Origin of the sequence: Pelagibacterium sp. 26DY04 (assembly GCF_031202305.1) — a bacterium.
Taxonomy (GTDB): Bacteria; Pseudomonadota; Alphaproteobacteria; order Rhizobiales; family Devosiaceae; genus Pelagibacterium.
Genome location: NZ_CP101731.1, coordinates 1,305,377 through 1,318,959, shown reverse-complemented (window position 1 = coordinate 1,318,959; position 13,583 = coordinate 1,305,377). Strand labels below are relative to the sequence as shown.

15 protein-coding genes are annotated in these 13,583 nt (G+C 62.6%); 3 read left to right on the top strand and 12 right to left on the bottom strand.

All coding sequences use genetic code 11. From position 1 onward, the window contains the following. Window positions 1-31 precede the first annotated feature (31 nt). From NO932_RS06255 to NO932_RS06225, 7 genes are all read right to left on the bottom strand, one after another. Window positions 32-442: a DUF6152 family protein gene (locus tag NO932_RS06255; RefSeq protein WP_309210247.1), complete on the bottom strand. Its 411-nt coding sequence runs from the start codon at window positions 440-442 to the stop codon at window positions 32-34. A gap of 60 nt (window positions 443-502) precedes the next feature. Next, entirely contained in the window at window positions 503-1,036 is a 534-nt protein-coding gene (locus NO932_RS06250; protein ID WP_309210246.1) for a hypothetical protein, read from the bottom strand. Window positions 1,037-1,050: 14 nt separating this feature from the next. Further along, window positions 1,051-1,629 carry a DUF6644 family protein gene (locus NO932_RS06245; RefSeq protein WP_309210245.1) on the bottom strand — a complete coding sequence of 193 codons (579 nt, stop codon included), beginning with the start codon at window positions 1,627-1,629 and terminating at the stop codon, window positions 1,051-1,053. Window positions 1,630-1,640: 11 nt separating this feature from the next. After that, window positions 1,641-2,156, bottom strand: a complete 516-nt coding sequence (locus NO932_RS06240) for a DUF6644 family protein (protein WP_309210244.1) — start codon at window positions 2,154-2,156, stop codon at window positions 1,641-1,643. A 151-nt stretch (window positions 2,157-2,307) separates the two neighbouring features. Further along, window positions 2,308-2,829, bottom strand: a complete 522-nt coding sequence (locus tag NO932_RS06235) for a DUF6152 family protein (protein WP_309161891.1) — start codon at window positions 2,827-2,829, stop codon at window positions 2,308-2,310. Window positions 2,830-2,921: 92 nt separating this feature from the next. Further along, complete coding sequence (locus NO932_RS06230; RefSeq protein ID WP_309210242.1) at window positions 2,922-4,268, bottom strand: hypothetical protein; 1,347 nt, start codon at window positions 4,266-4,268, stop codon at window positions 2,922-2,924. Window positions 4,269-4,351: 83 nt separating this feature from the next. Continuing rightward, a complete protein-coding gene (locus NO932_RS06225; protein WP_309210240.1) occupies window positions 4,352-5,749 on the bottom strand; it encodes a hypothetical protein in 1,398 nt (465 codons plus the stop codon). A gap of 494 nt (window positions 5,750-6,243) precedes the next feature. On the opposite strand from NO932_RS06225, the gene NO932_RS06220 reads away from it, so the two are divergent. The 3 genes from NO932_RS06220 to NO932_RS06210 all read left to right on the top strand — a co-directional run bounded on the left by NO932_RS06220 (window position 6,244) and on the right by NO932_RS06210 (window position 8,006). Next, window positions 6,244-6,765, top strand: coding sequence for a hypothetical protein (locus NO932_RS06220; protein WP_309210239.1), 522 nt, complete (start codon window positions 6,244-6,246; stop codon window positions 6,763-6,765). A 96-nt stretch (window positions 6,766-6,861) separates the two neighbouring features. Beyond that, window positions 6,862-7,512 carry a HupE/UreJ family protein gene (locus NO932_RS06215; protein ID WP_309210238.1) on the top strand — a complete coding sequence of 217 codons (651 nt, stop codon included), beginning with the start codon at window positions 6,862-6,864 and terminating at the stop codon, window positions 7,510-7,512. 32 nt (window positions 7,513-7,544) lie between these two features. Next, window positions 7,545-8,006 (top strand): Rrf2 family transcriptional regulator, encoded by a 462-nt coding sequence (locus NO932_RS06210; protein WP_309210237.1) that lies wholly within the window; start codon window positions 7,545-7,547, stop codon window positions 8,004-8,006. Between the two features lie 37 nt (window positions 8,007-8,043). Here the strand turns inward: NO932_RS06210 and NO932_RS06205 are convergent, their stop codons facing one another. The 5 genes from NO932_RS06205 to NO932_RS06185 all read right to left on the bottom strand — a co-directional run bounded on the left by NO932_RS06205 (window position 8,044) and on the right by NO932_RS06185 (window position 13,557). Beyond that, window positions 8,044-8,556 carry a DUF6152 family protein gene (locus NO932_RS06205; RefSeq protein WP_309161899.1) on the bottom strand — a complete coding sequence of 171 codons (513 nt, stop codon included), beginning with the start codon at window positions 8,554-8,556 and terminating at the stop codon, window positions 8,044-8,046. 134 nt (window positions 8,557-8,690) lie between these two features. Then, the gene (locus tag NO932_RS06200) at window positions 8,691-9,884 is read right to left on the bottom strand and encodes a CoA transferase (protein ID WP_309210235.1); all 1,194 of its coding nucleotides are present in this window, start codon (window positions 9,882-9,884) and stop codon (window positions 8,691-8,693) included. Window positions 9,885-9,888: 4 nt separating this feature from the next. Further along, complete coding sequence (locus NO932_RS06195) at window positions 9,889-10,695, bottom strand: citryl-CoA lyase (protein ID WP_309210233.1); 807 nt, start codon at window positions 10,693-10,695, stop codon at window positions 9,889-9,891. A 355-nt stretch (window positions 10,696-11,050) separates the two neighbouring features. Then, window positions 11,051-12,367 carry an ABC transporter substrate-binding protein gene (locus tag NO932_RS06190; protein WP_309161903.1) on the bottom strand — a complete coding sequence of 439 codons (1,317 nt, stop codon included), beginning with the start codon at window positions 12,365-12,367 and terminating at the stop codon, window positions 11,051-11,053. Window positions 12,368-12,525: 158 nt separating this feature from the next. After that, window positions 12,526-13,557, bottom strand: a complete 1,032-nt coding sequence (locus NO932_RS06185; RefSeq protein WP_309161905.1) for a VOC family protein — start codon at window positions 13,555-13,557, stop codon at window positions 12,526-12,528. Window positions 13,558-13,583 lie beyond the last annotated feature (26 nt).

Sequence of the window (13,583 nt, the reverse complement as noted above, 5' to 3'; positions counted from 1 at the left end):
AGCCACCTGCGTCGGATATGCCGCGAAGCCTCTACTCCCCGCCCGGCGCGTCCAGCCCTTCCGCCCGCCCGAACGCCCTGCCGCCCGCGTCGATCGAACCCTGCCACAACCCAGCCGGCCGATTGCCACGCATGGGGTGAACCAGCACCGTGATCCGATCACCTGGCGCGACGTAATCCTGCCTTATCCCCTGGGGGAAAAGCTGGGGCACCCCTTCCATTTCTATGGCCCAGTCCTGCTCGGTTCCGTCCTCGTCGGCAACGATGAGCTGCAGCCATGAATGGGGAATTGTGTAGTCGAAGCTCTTGACCTCGCCCACAAGGACCATCTCCTGGTCCATCAGATACATCGCATAGGAGGGATGGCCGAGCGCCGCCGTCGGCACGGCGAGCGCCAGCGCCGTGAAAAGGGCAAAACCGGTTGCGCGCGCTCGAAATCTCATAGGCACAAAACCACCCCGGCTGAGATCAGCGCCGAGCCATCCCGGCCCCCAAGCGGGTCGTCACCGCGACATCTCGATAACGCCCGGCTCGAGCTCATAGGTTCCGGCCAGCGTCAATTCGATCTCGATCGGCGTATCGAAGGAATCGTTGACGAAATACCAGCCGTGGATTCCCTGCAGCGGGGCGCGTACGAAGCCGTGCGACGCGCTTCCCTCCTCGTCGCGATAGAGCATGGCGTCGCCATAGGTCCCATCGTCATTGAGCGGATGCCCGTGCATTTCGTAATAGATGTCTTCCGAGGCCGTCCAGGAATAGAGCAGCACGTCCCCCTCTTCCATCGAGACCTTGTACTCCATCTGGCCGTAATTTTCGATCAGGCCGTTGACGGTGATGGTGATGGTATCGGTGCGCCATGGCGTTTCGAGGTCGGAGGCGATGTTCTCTGCGGCGCGCCCCAGCGCATAGGGGGCGAAATCGGTCTCCATCGGCCCGCCCTCCTGCACTTGGGACAATGCGGGAAAGGCGGCGAGGCCGATCAGTCCCGCAGCAGCGAGCGCGGCAAAGCCCCGCGCCGGAATGGTTGAATGTTTCATATGTCTCCTCCGATTTAGCCCACGGCAGTCTGGACCAGCGATATGGCACCGAAAAGATTGTCCAGGTCGAGATCACCTGCGGGCGGCGCCGAGAAGTTGAACCCCTTGGTGTAGCCGATCCAGCGGCCCAGAACGATGATCAGGACCCAGAGTGAAATCGAGGCAAATCCGGCGAAACGCGCCGCCGGCGGCGTGCGCCGCTCATTGTCCCAATGGGCCATGTTGCGCGCGGTGATCAGTTCGAACACCACCATGTTCAGTCCGGCAAAGACGAGCGCCACCATCTTGAGCTGAAACTGAAGGTTCACGTAGAACGTGGTCGCATTGGCCGCGAACATCAAAAGGCCGGTGACGGCGGCGAGGGCAAATCCGACCCAGGTCCATTTGAGCAGGTCTTGCGCTACCCGGCTGACCGGCCGGCTGACCGATTGCAGCCCGATCAGCCGCATGTCCACCATGAAGATCGTCCCGAACACCAGCGAGAGGCCCACGACGTGGAAGACGTTGATGATCGGCAACGCGTTGAGCGTCTCACGCACGAAGGTGCCGATGGCCGAGTTTTCGATTGCAGCAAAGAAGCTGTAGAAATCCATTTTGTCTCCCCTCAGGCCTGCGGCGACAGGCTGCCCCAGATTTCGGTGTCCCAGGCAATCAGGCGGCCCATCGCGATGATCCCCAGCCAGATGAAAAAGGAGAGCACCGCAAAGACCTTGGTGGCCGGCGCAACCATTTCGGTTTCCGCCCACTTCGCTTGATTGTTGCGGACGTGGATCTGAAAGGCGGCAGCGATGACGATACCGACTGCCAGAAGGCTCATTTTGGCCCAGAACGAGAAGCTCAGGAGTTCACGCGCCGGCTCGCCGACGATCAGGAGCAGCCCGCTGGCCGCCAGAACGACGATGCATCCCCATACCCAGGGGGCGTAGCGGCGCGTCACCGTTACCAGTGACTGGTCCTTGGCGATAACGCCCAGGATGCGCAGATCGACCATGAGCAGCGCGCCGATCAGCACGCCGAAGGTAACGATATGAACCGATTGGATGACCGGGATCATCCACAGGCTGGAAGCAATGGTCTGGCTCAACCCCGTGCCCGCCAGCCAGGCGGCGAATTCTTGCATGGCCGTGTATCCTTGATCTCTTCATTGTCTCGCGTGCCCGCTCGCCCGAGCCGGCCTCGCTTCGGCATCCCTGCCGGTCGCAAAGGCCGCCCGACCGGTTGTCGCACGCACCGGTTCATGGCCGCCGCGGGGCCACCCCAGCGCCGGCCCGTCAGCCATTCTGGTCCGGGTTGTATTCTTCTTCGAGTTCGCCCTCGACGGGGATTTCCCCATCGCCATGCGATGTCGACTCTGGCAAGTCCCAGCAATGCTCGCCCGCAGCCGGAGGCGTGTTCTCCGGGCATTTGTAGAGCGCCGACTCCCCACGGTCCCCGCCCGGCTGGCCGTTGCGCAGCGGGTGCAGTCCGACCGAGAAGATCGTGCCCGGCGGGAAGCCGTTGACCGAAATACCGTCCTGGGCCGCCTGCGCCGCACCGTTCATTTCGACCGCCCAGATCTGTGGTTCGCCATTGTCGTTGCGGAGCACCGCCTGGCGCGCTTCATCGAGCGGGGCGAAAAAGATCTGCAGGTGGTTGGCGTCGGGATTGATGCGCGTCACGACGCCCGTGAACACCTTGACTTGGCTGCCATCGAACATCGCAAACGAATGGTGCGCGAGGCCGGGCACAACGCCTGCCGCCAAAATACCGACCGCCGCGGCTCCGCCGATCAAGGCCTTTTTTGTATTCATCATCTTCCTCTCTCCTCTGACCTGCCCTCTACCAGAGCGGCAGGTTTCCTCTCTGCCCGGCCGGCAGAGCTGCCGGCCGGGATAACCTCATCAAATCAGAAACCGAACAGCGTCTGGGTTTCCGGAGCTTCCATGCCCTCCTCGTGGTGGCGCTCCCAGATCTGCGCCCAAGGGCGTCCGAACCAGTCCGGCTGGCGGTATTCGAAAACCTGGTTGGGCGAGACGTTCTGCTGGTAGCCATCGATCGGATAGATCGTGGGATTGCATTCGACGAAAACGTAGGGCTCGACCTCGTTGAGCGCTCCGGCATGCTCGAGTTCACGGACGATGCGCAGCGGCTCGACGAAGGCTTCGGAATCGTACAGCACAGTCTCGTGCGTGAGGCCGACGAACTCCCCGCTCTCATCTTCGCGAGGCGTGTAGATCTCCACGGTCTGGAGCTGGTTGGAAAATTCGAAGCCTGAGTGATAGACCCAACCCTGGATGTTGGACGTCCAGGTGATCAGGGCATCGCCATCCCAGAACCCAACGGTTTCGCCGTACCACCGGGGCACGTCGGCGCCCAGGCGCGGCACCGCGCCTTCGGTGTTCATCTCGCGGTCGATGTGGATCTGGCGCAGGAAATTGTCGGCAGTACCGCCCAGCCATTGCACCATGTCCGGGGTCACCATCAGATCCACCGTGAACATGGCCGGCCAGTGATAGAAGCGCATGAAGCCTTCCGGCCAGCAATAGGAGGCCGGCCACTGATGCGCGTTGGTCACCCCGATATGATAGAGCTGCTGCACCAGGCGCGTCTGATACTCTTCGGTTAGCAGCGTAAGGATCGTGGGCACCTGGTTGACGTGCAAATAGTTCCACTGGCTGCGCCCGCCGATGGATTCGCCGTTCTCGAACAGGGTGCCGGTATATTCGTAGCGCCCGTCCCACATCGGCAGCGTTTCGCGGGTGTGGATCGTGGGGCCGCCATTGCCCTCGGTCTCGGCCAGCAGGGCTTCATAGTGCTCCTGAGCGCTCCCGAAGGGGTAAGGGCTCACAATCGCGCCGCGCGGGTAATCGTTCTCGCAAACGCCCCAGGGCGCCTGCGCCGGGTCTTCATTGTTGATCGGATTGGAATTGGGATAGGCACCCCAATGATCCTCGATGGACACCGCGCTGTTGCAGCGGAAATAGCGCGGATCGCTCCAAAGCTCGCGATCGGCGTAGAAATCGGTTGTGGTGAACAGATCGACCTCCAGCGGCTCGACACCTTCGGGCGTCTCTCCCGCGCGCGCGCCGAAAACCTCGCCGCCGCCATAGATACTGCCGCCACCGACCACCGGACCGGATTTGGGCTCGACAGGCCAGCCGCGCCCGACACTCTCCTGGGCGAGTACCGGCGAGGTGCCGCCGGCAACGCAAAGCACGAGAGCCAACGCGGTTAAGGTCTTGGTTGTCCGCACCGATTTCCTCCCCTTGTGCCTAAGCCATGAATCTATTCGTCGGCGTCCAACCGGGGCGTTGCCGCCCCGGCCCATTGCGTCGGTCAGAAGCCGAACAGGCTGCTGGCTTCAGGACGCTCCATGTCCTGCTCGAAATACTGCTCCTGGATCTGCGCCCAGGGGCGGCCGAAAAGATCGGGAACGGTGTACTCGATCGTGGTGCCGGGCGGGACCGGCTGTGCGCGGCCCTCGATCGGGAAGATCGTCTGGTTGCATTCGATGAAGATGTACGGATCGACTTCATCGAACTGATCGAGCTGCCGATACCACTGGATCTGGCGCGTCGGCACGACGGTGGCTTCCGGATCGTAGAAGATCGCCTCGTGATGCAGGCCCGAGAAGTTCTCGGTCTCCATCGGCGTAAAGATCTCGATGATCTGGAGCTGGTTGGAATGCTCGTAGGCATTGTGAGTAACCCAGCCCTGGATATTGGACGTCCAGGTGATCAGAGCGTCCCCGTCCCAGAAACCGATCGACTCCCCATACCAACGCGGCACGTCCTGGCCCAGACGCGGCACGGCGCCCTCCATATTGAACTCACGCCCGATATTGTACTGGAGCACGAAGTTGTCGGCGGTGCCCATCAGCCACTGCACGAGGTTCTCGGTGACCAACAACTGGTGCGGCTGCTGCACCGAGAACTGGTGCCAGCGGCGCATCATGCCTTCGGGCCAGCAATACTGGCTCGGCCACTGCGCGGCATTGGTGTTGCCCTGATGATAGGCTTCCTGGACCACGCGGGTCTGGTACTCTTCGGTCAGCACCGACAGCATGGTCGGAATCTGGGTAATCCGGCCCCACCACCAGTTCTCGTAGCCCCATTCCTGGTTCTCACCCAAACCGCCCAGACGCTGATAGCGGCCGCTCCAGTTGGGCGGAGGATTGTCATGACTATATTCGGTTGGCCCGCCATTGGCCTCGGCCTCCGCCAGGAGAGTCTCGTAATGCTCCTGGGCGGTCTCGAACTGATAGGGGCTGACGATACCCTCACGCGGATAGCCGCGGTCGCAGAACCCCCAGGAGGTAGTCAGCGGCGGGTTGTCGCCATTGGCAGTGTTGCCGCCGTAGGCGCCCCACATCGATTCATTGGCGAGAGGCGAATTGCAGCGGAAGTAGCGCGGATCGTCCCAAAGCTCCGCGTCGACATAGAAATCGTCGGACGTGTAGAGATCGCGTTCCAGCGGCTCGACGCCCTCGGGAGCGTCACCGCCGCTGGCGGCCACGTTGTCGCCCGAGGCGCCGACCTGCTGGTACTCCCGCGCATCGACATAAGCCCAGCCTCGCCCGGCACTATCGCCTTCATAGGGGTCGTAGAAAGTGAGATCGGGGTTGGCCTCGATCATTTCGGCCTCGCTGGCCCACTGAGCCATCGCCGGGCCGGCCGCAAGTGCCAGCGCAATCGCCGATGCAGCGGTCGCAAAACCAATTCTCGTAATCGTCATATCGTCCTCCCTCAAATTCCCGACACTGGCGGCTCCACCTCGGGCGCACAGCTCGGGATGCACACCCGCAAGCATGCGAGCTGATCATGTCCAAGCCCCTCAATGCTGACCTGCATGTTAGCGATGCGAGTTCTGCACAAAACATGCAAAGCACCGCCGAGCGCGGCAGTCATGCGCGAGCTGTTTATACTTAAGTATTACAATGGGTTGGCTCAGCAGCCGGATGTCGCGACCGATCGGCTCCATCCAATCGTTCCAGCTCAACTCCCACACGCGCACAAGGCACCAGCGGGCTGGGTGTATCGGTAAATCGCTTGACCAAGACGTCGGCGATCGCATGTCCAGCGGCGGCAAATATATAAAGAGCGTGCCGGCTTTGTGCAGGCCAACGGGTTTCCCCGCCTGCTTGACTGAGCAGGCAATTCGGCACTGCCGGCCGTACCCAGTGTCGTCCCGCACTTTGGCGAAACCCTTTCATCCGGGAGAATCCAGAAATGACAACGACATCCAAGCTCTTTGGCACCGCCCTGGCCGCTGCCATTGTCCTTGCCGCCGGCCCTGCCTTCACGCAGGAAGCGCTCGAGGTTTCCTTCGCCGATGCCGAATGGACCGGAGAAGCCGTTCCCGAGGGCCAGCATTGCAGCCTTCAGGGCGGTTCGGGCGCCACACCCGCCCTCGAGATATCCGGCGTCCCGGAAGGCACGACCGAGATTCACGTCGCCTATTCGGACGAGACCTATCAGCCCATGAACAATGGCGGTCACGGCACCATCGGGTTTACCGTCACGCCCACCGACGGCACCGTCTCGCTTCCCAGCGTGCCGGGCGAAACCGACGATCTACCCGAACCCGCCTTCGTTGCCGCCCCCAACGCCACCTCGGGCGACTTCCTCGCCGAGGGCTACATGCCCCCGTGCTCGGGCGGCAATGGCAACACCTATTCCGCCCAGGTCTCGGCGCTCGACGACCAGGGCACCGTGCTGGCGACCGGGGAGATCACCCTGGGCACCTACTGATTTCCAAAAGCGCCGGAGCCTCGTCCCCGGCGCTTCTGGCCTTGTCCTGCACAAAAGCAGCATCGCGACCTGGCGGGAACGGATCGGAGGGCGACCATGAGCAGACCGAACAGAAAAAAGGTGACCGCACTGCTCGCCGGGCTCTGCGCACTGGCACCGGCGACGCCCGCTCTTGCCCACCACGCCCTTGGCGGCAGCCTGCCCATGCGGTTCGAGACCGGATTGCTTTCCGGGCTCGCCCACCCGATCATCAATTTCGACCATTTCGCCTTTGTCGCCGCGGTGGGCGTATTCGCTGCCGTGACGCAGGCGTCCAAGCTTTTGCCGCTGTGGTTCGTGCTCGGCACAGTGGCCGGCTGCCTTTTGACGGTCGCAGGTTTGGTCATCCCGCTCAATGTCTGGCTCGTTCATAGCGCACTGCTGGCGCTGGGGCTGGCTCTCGCGCTTGGCAAGCCGCGCATGCCGGTCTTTGACACCGCGGCCTTCGCGGTCGCGGGAATGCTGCATGGCAGCGTCTATGCCGAAGCGATCGTAGGCACGGTGTCGTCCTCGCTCGGGGGTTATCTCGTCGGCTTCACGATCATCCAGATGCTGGTCGCCAGCGGCGCGATGTTTGCAGCCTATGCGCTGTGGTGCGGCGACCGGCTTTATGCCAATGCGCGCATTATCGGCGGCGTGATCGCCGGAGTGGGCCTCACCGTGCTGGTCCAAACAGGGGTATCGGCCCTGTTTCCCCCTCTGGCCTGATCATGCAAGCGCGTCGTGGGGAGGCATAGGTTATGCGACTGTCCACGCAGACAAATTTCGCCGTGCGAACACTGGTCTATTGCGCGGTCAGCGGCAACGAACTCAATCGCGTTGGCGACATGGCCAGGGCATTCGGCATCTCGGACATGTTCCTGTTCAAGATCATCGTGCCGCTGACCCGCAACGGCCTGCTCGAAACCGTGCGCGGCCGCCGTGGTGGCGTGCGGCTCGCCCGGCCGGCGCCCGCCATCAATCTGCTCGAGGTCATCAGATTGACCGAGGACGGGTTCGCCCTCTCGGAATGTTTCACCCACGACCGCGAAAAGTGCCCCTTCAAGGACCGTTGCGCCTATACCAATGCGCTCGACCGCGCTCTCGAAGCCTTTCAGTCGGTGCTGGCCGAATATACCATCGCCGACCTTGCCGGAAACCCCGATCTCGAGAGCGCCCTCAATATCATTGCACTGCCCCAGGGCCAGAGACGCGCCCGTTAGGCCCGCCGCCGCTCCTCCGCGACGGCGGGGCCCACCCTCATTCAGGGTTGTATTCTTCCTCCAGCTCGCCGGCCACCGGGATCTCCCCATCGCCGTGCGCGGTGGAATCGGCCAAGTCCCAGCAATGCTCGCCCGCCGCCGGCGGCGTGTTGGCGGGACATTTGTAAAGCGCCGACTCGCCGCGGTCTCCGCCCGGCTGGCCGTTGCGCAGCGGATGCAGCCCCACCGAAAAGATCGTGCCCGGCGCAAAACCGTTCACCGAAATGCCGTCCTGGGCCGCCTGGGCCGCCCCGTTCATCTCCACCGCCCAGATCTGCGGTTCGCCATCCTCGTTACGCACCACCGCCTGGCGCGCGTCATCGAGCGGAGCGAAAAAGATCTGCAGATGGTTGGCGTCGGGATTGATGCGCGTCACCACCCCCGTAAACACCTGCACCTGGCCCCCATCGAACATTGCGAACGAGTGGTGCGCGAGGCCAGGTACAATACCGCCGGCCAGAACGCCGGCCGCCGCCACCCCGCCGATCAAAACCTTCTTTATGCTCTTCATTTCCCTCTCTCCTTTGAACTCATCCCCTCTCCCAAAGGAATGAGCGACACGGCCGGCCGGACAACCGGAACCGGACCATTTGATGCCGGCTCACGGCCGGTGTGCCCCGGGCGAACGGGCCTAAGGCTTTCCTTTCACTGCGCCGCCTCCTCCAGCCGGCGCTTAGTGGCCGCAAGCTCGGGCCAGCCCTTGCCTTCGGCCACGTTCCGGCGGATCGCCTCGCCATCGGCGTCAAGCCTGGGCGCGGGACGCACGTTCAGGAACGGCTCGCCGTCGACGGTCACCGCCGGGCGCACGGCCCTATCGGCTGCGTCGTCCCCGGTCTTTTCGACAGGCACGATGAGGTTGAGGTGATTGACTTGCGGGTCCTCCACTACCTCAGCAACTTCATTAACCGCAGCGAAAGGCACATCGAACTTTTCCATGATCGTGGCCCATTCGGCCCGATCCCGCCGGGCGGTAATGGCGTTGAGTTCTTCTCCCAGCGCCTCGTAATTGTCGATACGGGCGAGGCGTGTGGCAAAGCGCGGGTCTTCGCGCAGATGCTGGGCATCGAAGGCCTCGGTCAGTTCGTCCCAGAACTTTTCCGGGCTCGACAGATGGATGGCCACCAGTTTGTCGTCGCGCGTCTTGAGAATGTGCGCCTGCGCCAGACGCGGCCGATCAAGCCCCACCGGCGCCTGACCGAGTGCAAACAGCGCCGTAAAGGGTTCGATCGCGAAATGGGCCATCGCCTCGAGCATCGAAACCTCGACCAATCGGCCCTTCCCATCCGTTCCCCGGCTCACCAGCGCGCCTAGGACGCCATAGGCGGCATAAATGCCGGTGATGGCGTCCGCCAGCGCCGGGCCCAGGAAACGCGGACGTTCGCGGTCGGTCACGATGCCGAGAAAACCGCTCAGCGCCTGCGCCACGGAATCATAGCTGGGCCGGTCGCGATAAGGGCCATCCTTGCCGAAACCCGAGATCGAGCAGTAGACCAGCCGGGGATTGATTTCCGATAGCCTCTCATATCCCGCCCCCATGCGCTCGGCGGCGCCGGGGCGGAAGTTCTGGATGAACACGTCGGCTTCAGCCACCAATTGATCGAAGATTTTCTTGTCGTCTTCGGATTTCAGATTCAGCGCCACCGACCGCTTGTTGCGGTTATAGGCCTGGAAGTGCGGTGAATAATGTCCTTCCTGGTAGGTCCGGTAAGGATCGCCGCTTCCTGGGGTTTCCACCTTGATGACATCGGCCCCCAGATCGGCCAACATCATGCCCGCGCAGGGACCGGTTATGAATGTGCCCTGCTCGAGGACCTTGACGTTTTTGAGGGGCAGATTCATGCCTTCACTCCTCGGTCTTTTGCGGCACGAAGCCATCGGGGAGTTCACCCGAATAGGAAATGACCTCCGACCCCGCCTCTGTCAGCGCAAAGCCGATAGGATTTTGGCGTTCTTCGAGGATATGGGCGATCAAGCTGGCCGTCCGGGCCAGGATCGGGACGCCCTTCATGCCGAGCAGCGGATAGCCCGCATCGAGCAGAAGCGAGGGAATGGCGCCCGACACATTGAGCACCAGCTTCCGGCCGGTGATTTCGGGAATGACCTCTTCGGCCAAGAGCGCGGTTTCGAAATGCTCTCCGAAAATCCCGAGTTCGCGTGCAACCTCGATCAACCGACCTGTCCTCGGGTCATGCGCCTTGTGGTAAGGATGTCCATAACCGGGAATGGCCTTCTTCTCGCTGCGCAGTTCGGAAACCACCTTATGGATCGCTGCGCGCCGGTCTCCGCCCGCATCTATGCATTGCTGCAAAAACGCCCCGGCCGCTTCGGCGGCGCCCAGGATTACCGATCCGCAGCCTAAAAGCCCCGCTGCAACGGCCCCCTGCACCGCTTCGGGCGCCGCCGCATATGTAACCCGTGCCGCCTGCACCGAAGGCACCAGCCCGTGTTCGGCGATCGCTACCAGCGCTGCATCGAGCGCTCTCGTTTGGGTTTCGGTGGGCATGGCGCCGGTCACCAGCAGCCAGGTATGCTGGGTAAACGAGATCTTGCCGATCAAATCCGCGCACAAATCCTTGCCGCGAATGACGATTTGATCCGGCGTCGCGGTCGAAATATTGGTTTGCCGTGTCGAGTTTGGGCCGATCTTCATACTGGACCTACTGCCTTTTCGGTGTGGGAGACGGAGAGCAACGGTTCAGGCGTGGGACTGCGGAAAAGACTGACCTCCTCCTGCCGCGCCTCTCCAGCGTTTGATGATCTACGGCGCAGAGTTCGCCTGCGCCCTCATCTGCCCCGCCCCCATTTTTCGTTTAGCGAAATTTTTTTCGCATAACGCATTTTGTTGAGTTCTCATCGGGATGTCAAGGGATACAAGTCTGCGGTGGAGGCTCTTTTTTGTCGGGGCTGGCTAAGGCGCCGGAATAAAAAAACCGTCCCATGCATCTCCATACGGAGCGCATGAGACGGCCAGGGAGGAATGCCCGAGGGGGTCGGGCACTCGCTTGTCAGGCGATGGCTTCCATTTCGCCGGCCGCTTCGATTTCCGGCGCGGTCTGGTTGTCGACGATCACCAGGTCGTAGCCATCATCGGCCAGCCGCCATTGGCCGCCCACCAGCTTGGTGGTCGAGACGTTGGCACTGGCAAAGCCCGGCACGTTGTCGCGGCCGAACGCGACCTGGCCCACAATGGTCTCGAGGTCGGTCGCCGCGATCGCATCGGTGTTGGCGTCCAAATCCTTCGGATCGGCGCTGCGCTTCAGAACGTCCAGCGCCACTTCGAACAGGGCGTGGGTGAAACCGATCGGCTGGGTCCACTGGCGCCCGGTCTGTTCGGTGAAGGCCTGGGCCAGTTCCGCGGCAGTCATGCCGTTCATCGACGAAGAATAAGGATGGCTCGGCGACCACCACACTTCGGTAGAGAGGTTATGCCCCTGCTCGCCCAACGCCTCGACTGCCGAGGGGAACAGGATGCAGCGGCCCATGGTACACACCGGCGGACGATATCCCTGCTGCAGCGACTGGGTCCAATAGGTGGTGAAGTCGGGCGGGATCATCAGGCCGGTGACGATATCGCAGTCATTCTGCTGGAACAGCGAGATCTGCGCCGAGAAATCGTCCGAAAGGTTCGCATATCGCCCCGGATCGTTGACGCTGTAGCCCAGATTGGCCAGGAACGGCGGAAAGCCGGTATTGGGATCGGAGAAGGCGTTGCCGTCCGGATCGTTCGGCCACAGGCCGCCCACATTCTGATTGAGTCCGTCGAGCTGTGCCCACATGTTCGTGTAGGTCGTGAACCAGTCCGCCGAGCCGGGAAAGAAGTGGTAGGTATAGAAGAACCCTTCGGGGCTGGCGGGATTGGCCTGGCGGCCCATAAACCACGCATCCCACGGTGCCATTGTCGAGATGCAGGGCATCTGCTCGAGTTCGCACACCGTCGAAACCGGATTGGTGGTGTCCGGGGTCGAGGCCGTCAGCATCAGGTCCACGCCTTCGGAAACGATCAGCTCCTGGGCCACTTCACCGGCGCGGTTGGGGTTGGACTGGCTGTCGCGAACCACAACTTCCACATTATATGTCGTGCCGCCAATGCTGAGGCCGCCGGCCACCGCTTCCTGGAACATTGCGATCATCATCTGATCGGCTTCGGCGAACCCGGCAAGCCCGCCCGATTGCGGCGTCACATAGCCGATGCGGATGGTGGGCGCCTGGGCGCGGATAGCTGGCGCGAACAGGCTGGTGGCAGCGATCGCCGTGCCAGCCCCGGCCGCGCCTTTGAGAAACCGGCGGCGATCGATGCCCCGCGGCAGGATAAGCTTGGTCATGATTGTCTCCCTTTTTCTCGCCCCGCAAGGCGAGCCCTCCCCTCTAATACCTGCATTAAACCGTCGCGTTCCTGCACAATCCAAGCGGACGCGCGCCGGAATGTGTCCTTCCCGAAAGGACGAACGCCCCGCCGCGAGAGGCGGCGAGGCATTATATATCAGCCGGCGACCTTTTCCTTGCCGCCCTTGGCCTTGTCGCCCGACGCAGGGGGAGCGCTCTTGAGCGAGCCGTCTGGACGGCGTGGATTGGTGATCGGGGTCAACTCGCGTTCAAGACGCGCCCTGAGCGGCTCGACGCGCTTGGAGAGCGCCAGACGCTCGCCCAACTCGCTCGCGTCCTGGTCCACCAGGAACCCCGGCCCAGCGCTGCACAATTCGATGATGCCACCCGGCGTCTGGGTATAGCAGCTATCGAACACGTGGTGATCATAGACCGGCGTGGTCGGGATCGGGCCCGAATGCGAATAGTCGCGCCAGCCGCCCAGATCCTCGTCGGCATCGAGCGCCAGATGGTGCCACAGCCCCACACCGATCTCCTGGAACGGCCCCTGCGGCGCCGGCGCGGTGTACCAGCGCGCGCTCTTGGTGTCGCCATTGAGCTCATAGCGCTGCAGCGCGTCATTGCGCACGAAGCCCATGTGCTCGGCATAGGGCTGCAGCTCGTCGAGAGTGGTATAGGAGCGGATGCCTTCGATCCCGGTGACGCGGAAGGCCTCGGGAATGTCCTGCGCCGGGAAAGCCAGCGGCTTGTCCTTGGCGTCGGTCGCCATCAGTTCGACCGTATGGCCCTCGAAATCCTCGAACACCAGCCGGCGCGGCTGTGTCGGGTCGAGCCGGATCAGTTCCGAATAGATCTGCTCGTTGGTCAGTCGGTCCATCCAGTAGTCCAGCGCCTCATGGCTGCGCACGCGCAGGATCGCGGCCGCGTGATTGCCCTTGCCCGGCGTGGCCTTGGGAGCGTCGTTGAACTCGAGGAACGTGACCACGCTCCCCCGCGTGCCGTCCGCATCGGCGTAATAGGTGTGATAGCGGAAGGTCGTCTCGAAATTGAGCGTCTTCTTGATGAAGCGCAGCCCCATGATGCGGCACCAGAAGTCCACATTGGCCTGCACATCGGCGGTGATGCCGGTGATGTGATGATTGCCGTCCAGGGCCTTGGCCGGCTTGTTGGTGTTGGGACGCTGAGACACTTTAAATCCTCCTTCTCTTGTCCGTG

Coding starts and splice junctions, on each gene's coding strand:
- NO932_RS06255 (WP_309210247.1), bottom strand. CDS start 442: ATGAGATTTCGAGCGCGCGCAACCGGTTTTGCCCTTTTCACGGCGCTG.
- NO932_RS06250 (WP_309210246.1), bottom strand. CDS start 1,036: ATGAAACATTCAACCATTCCGGCGCGGGGCTTTGCCGCGCTCGCTGCT.
- NO932_RS06245 (WP_309210245.1), bottom strand. CDS start 1,629: ATGGATTTCTACAGCTTCTTTGCTGCAATCGAAAACTCGGCCATCGGC.
- NO932_RS06240 (WP_309210244.1), bottom strand. CDS start 2,156: ATGCAAGAATTCGCCGCCTGGCTGGCGGGCACGGGGTTGAGCCAGACC.
- NO932_RS06235 (WP_309161891.1), bottom strand. CDS start 2,829: ATGATGAATACAAAAAAGGCCTTGATCGGCGGAGCCGCGGCGGTCGGT.
- NO932_RS06225 (WP_309210240.1), bottom strand. CDS start 5,749: ATGACGATTACGAGAATTGGTTTTGCGACCGCTGCATCGGCGATTGCG.
- NO932_RS06220 (WP_309210239.1), top strand. CDS start 6,244: ATGACAACGACATCCAAGCTCTTTGGCACCGCCCTGGCCGCTGCCATT.
- NO932_RS06215 (WP_309210238.1), top strand. CDS start 6,862: ATGAGCAGACCGAACAGAAAAAAGGTGACCGCACTGCTCGCCGGGCTC.
- NO932_RS06210 (WP_309210237.1), top strand. CDS start 7,545: ATGCGACTGTCCACGCAGACAAATTTCGCCGTGCGAACACTGGTCTAT.
- NO932_RS06205 (WP_309161899.1), bottom strand. CDS start 8,556: ATGAAGAGCATAAAGAAGGTTTTGATCGGCGGGGTGGCGGCGGCCGGC.
- NO932_RS06200 (WP_309210235.1), bottom strand. CDS start 9,884: ATGAATCTGCCCCTCAAAAACGTCAAGGTCCTCGAGCAGGGCACATTC.
- NO932_RS06195 (WP_309210233.1), bottom strand. CDS start 10,695: ATGAAGATCGGCCCAAACTCGACACGGCAAACCAATATTTCGACCGCG.
- NO932_RS06190 (WP_309161903.1), bottom strand. CDS start 12,367: ATGACCAAGCTTATCCTGCCGCGGGGCATCGATCGCCGCCGGTTTCTC.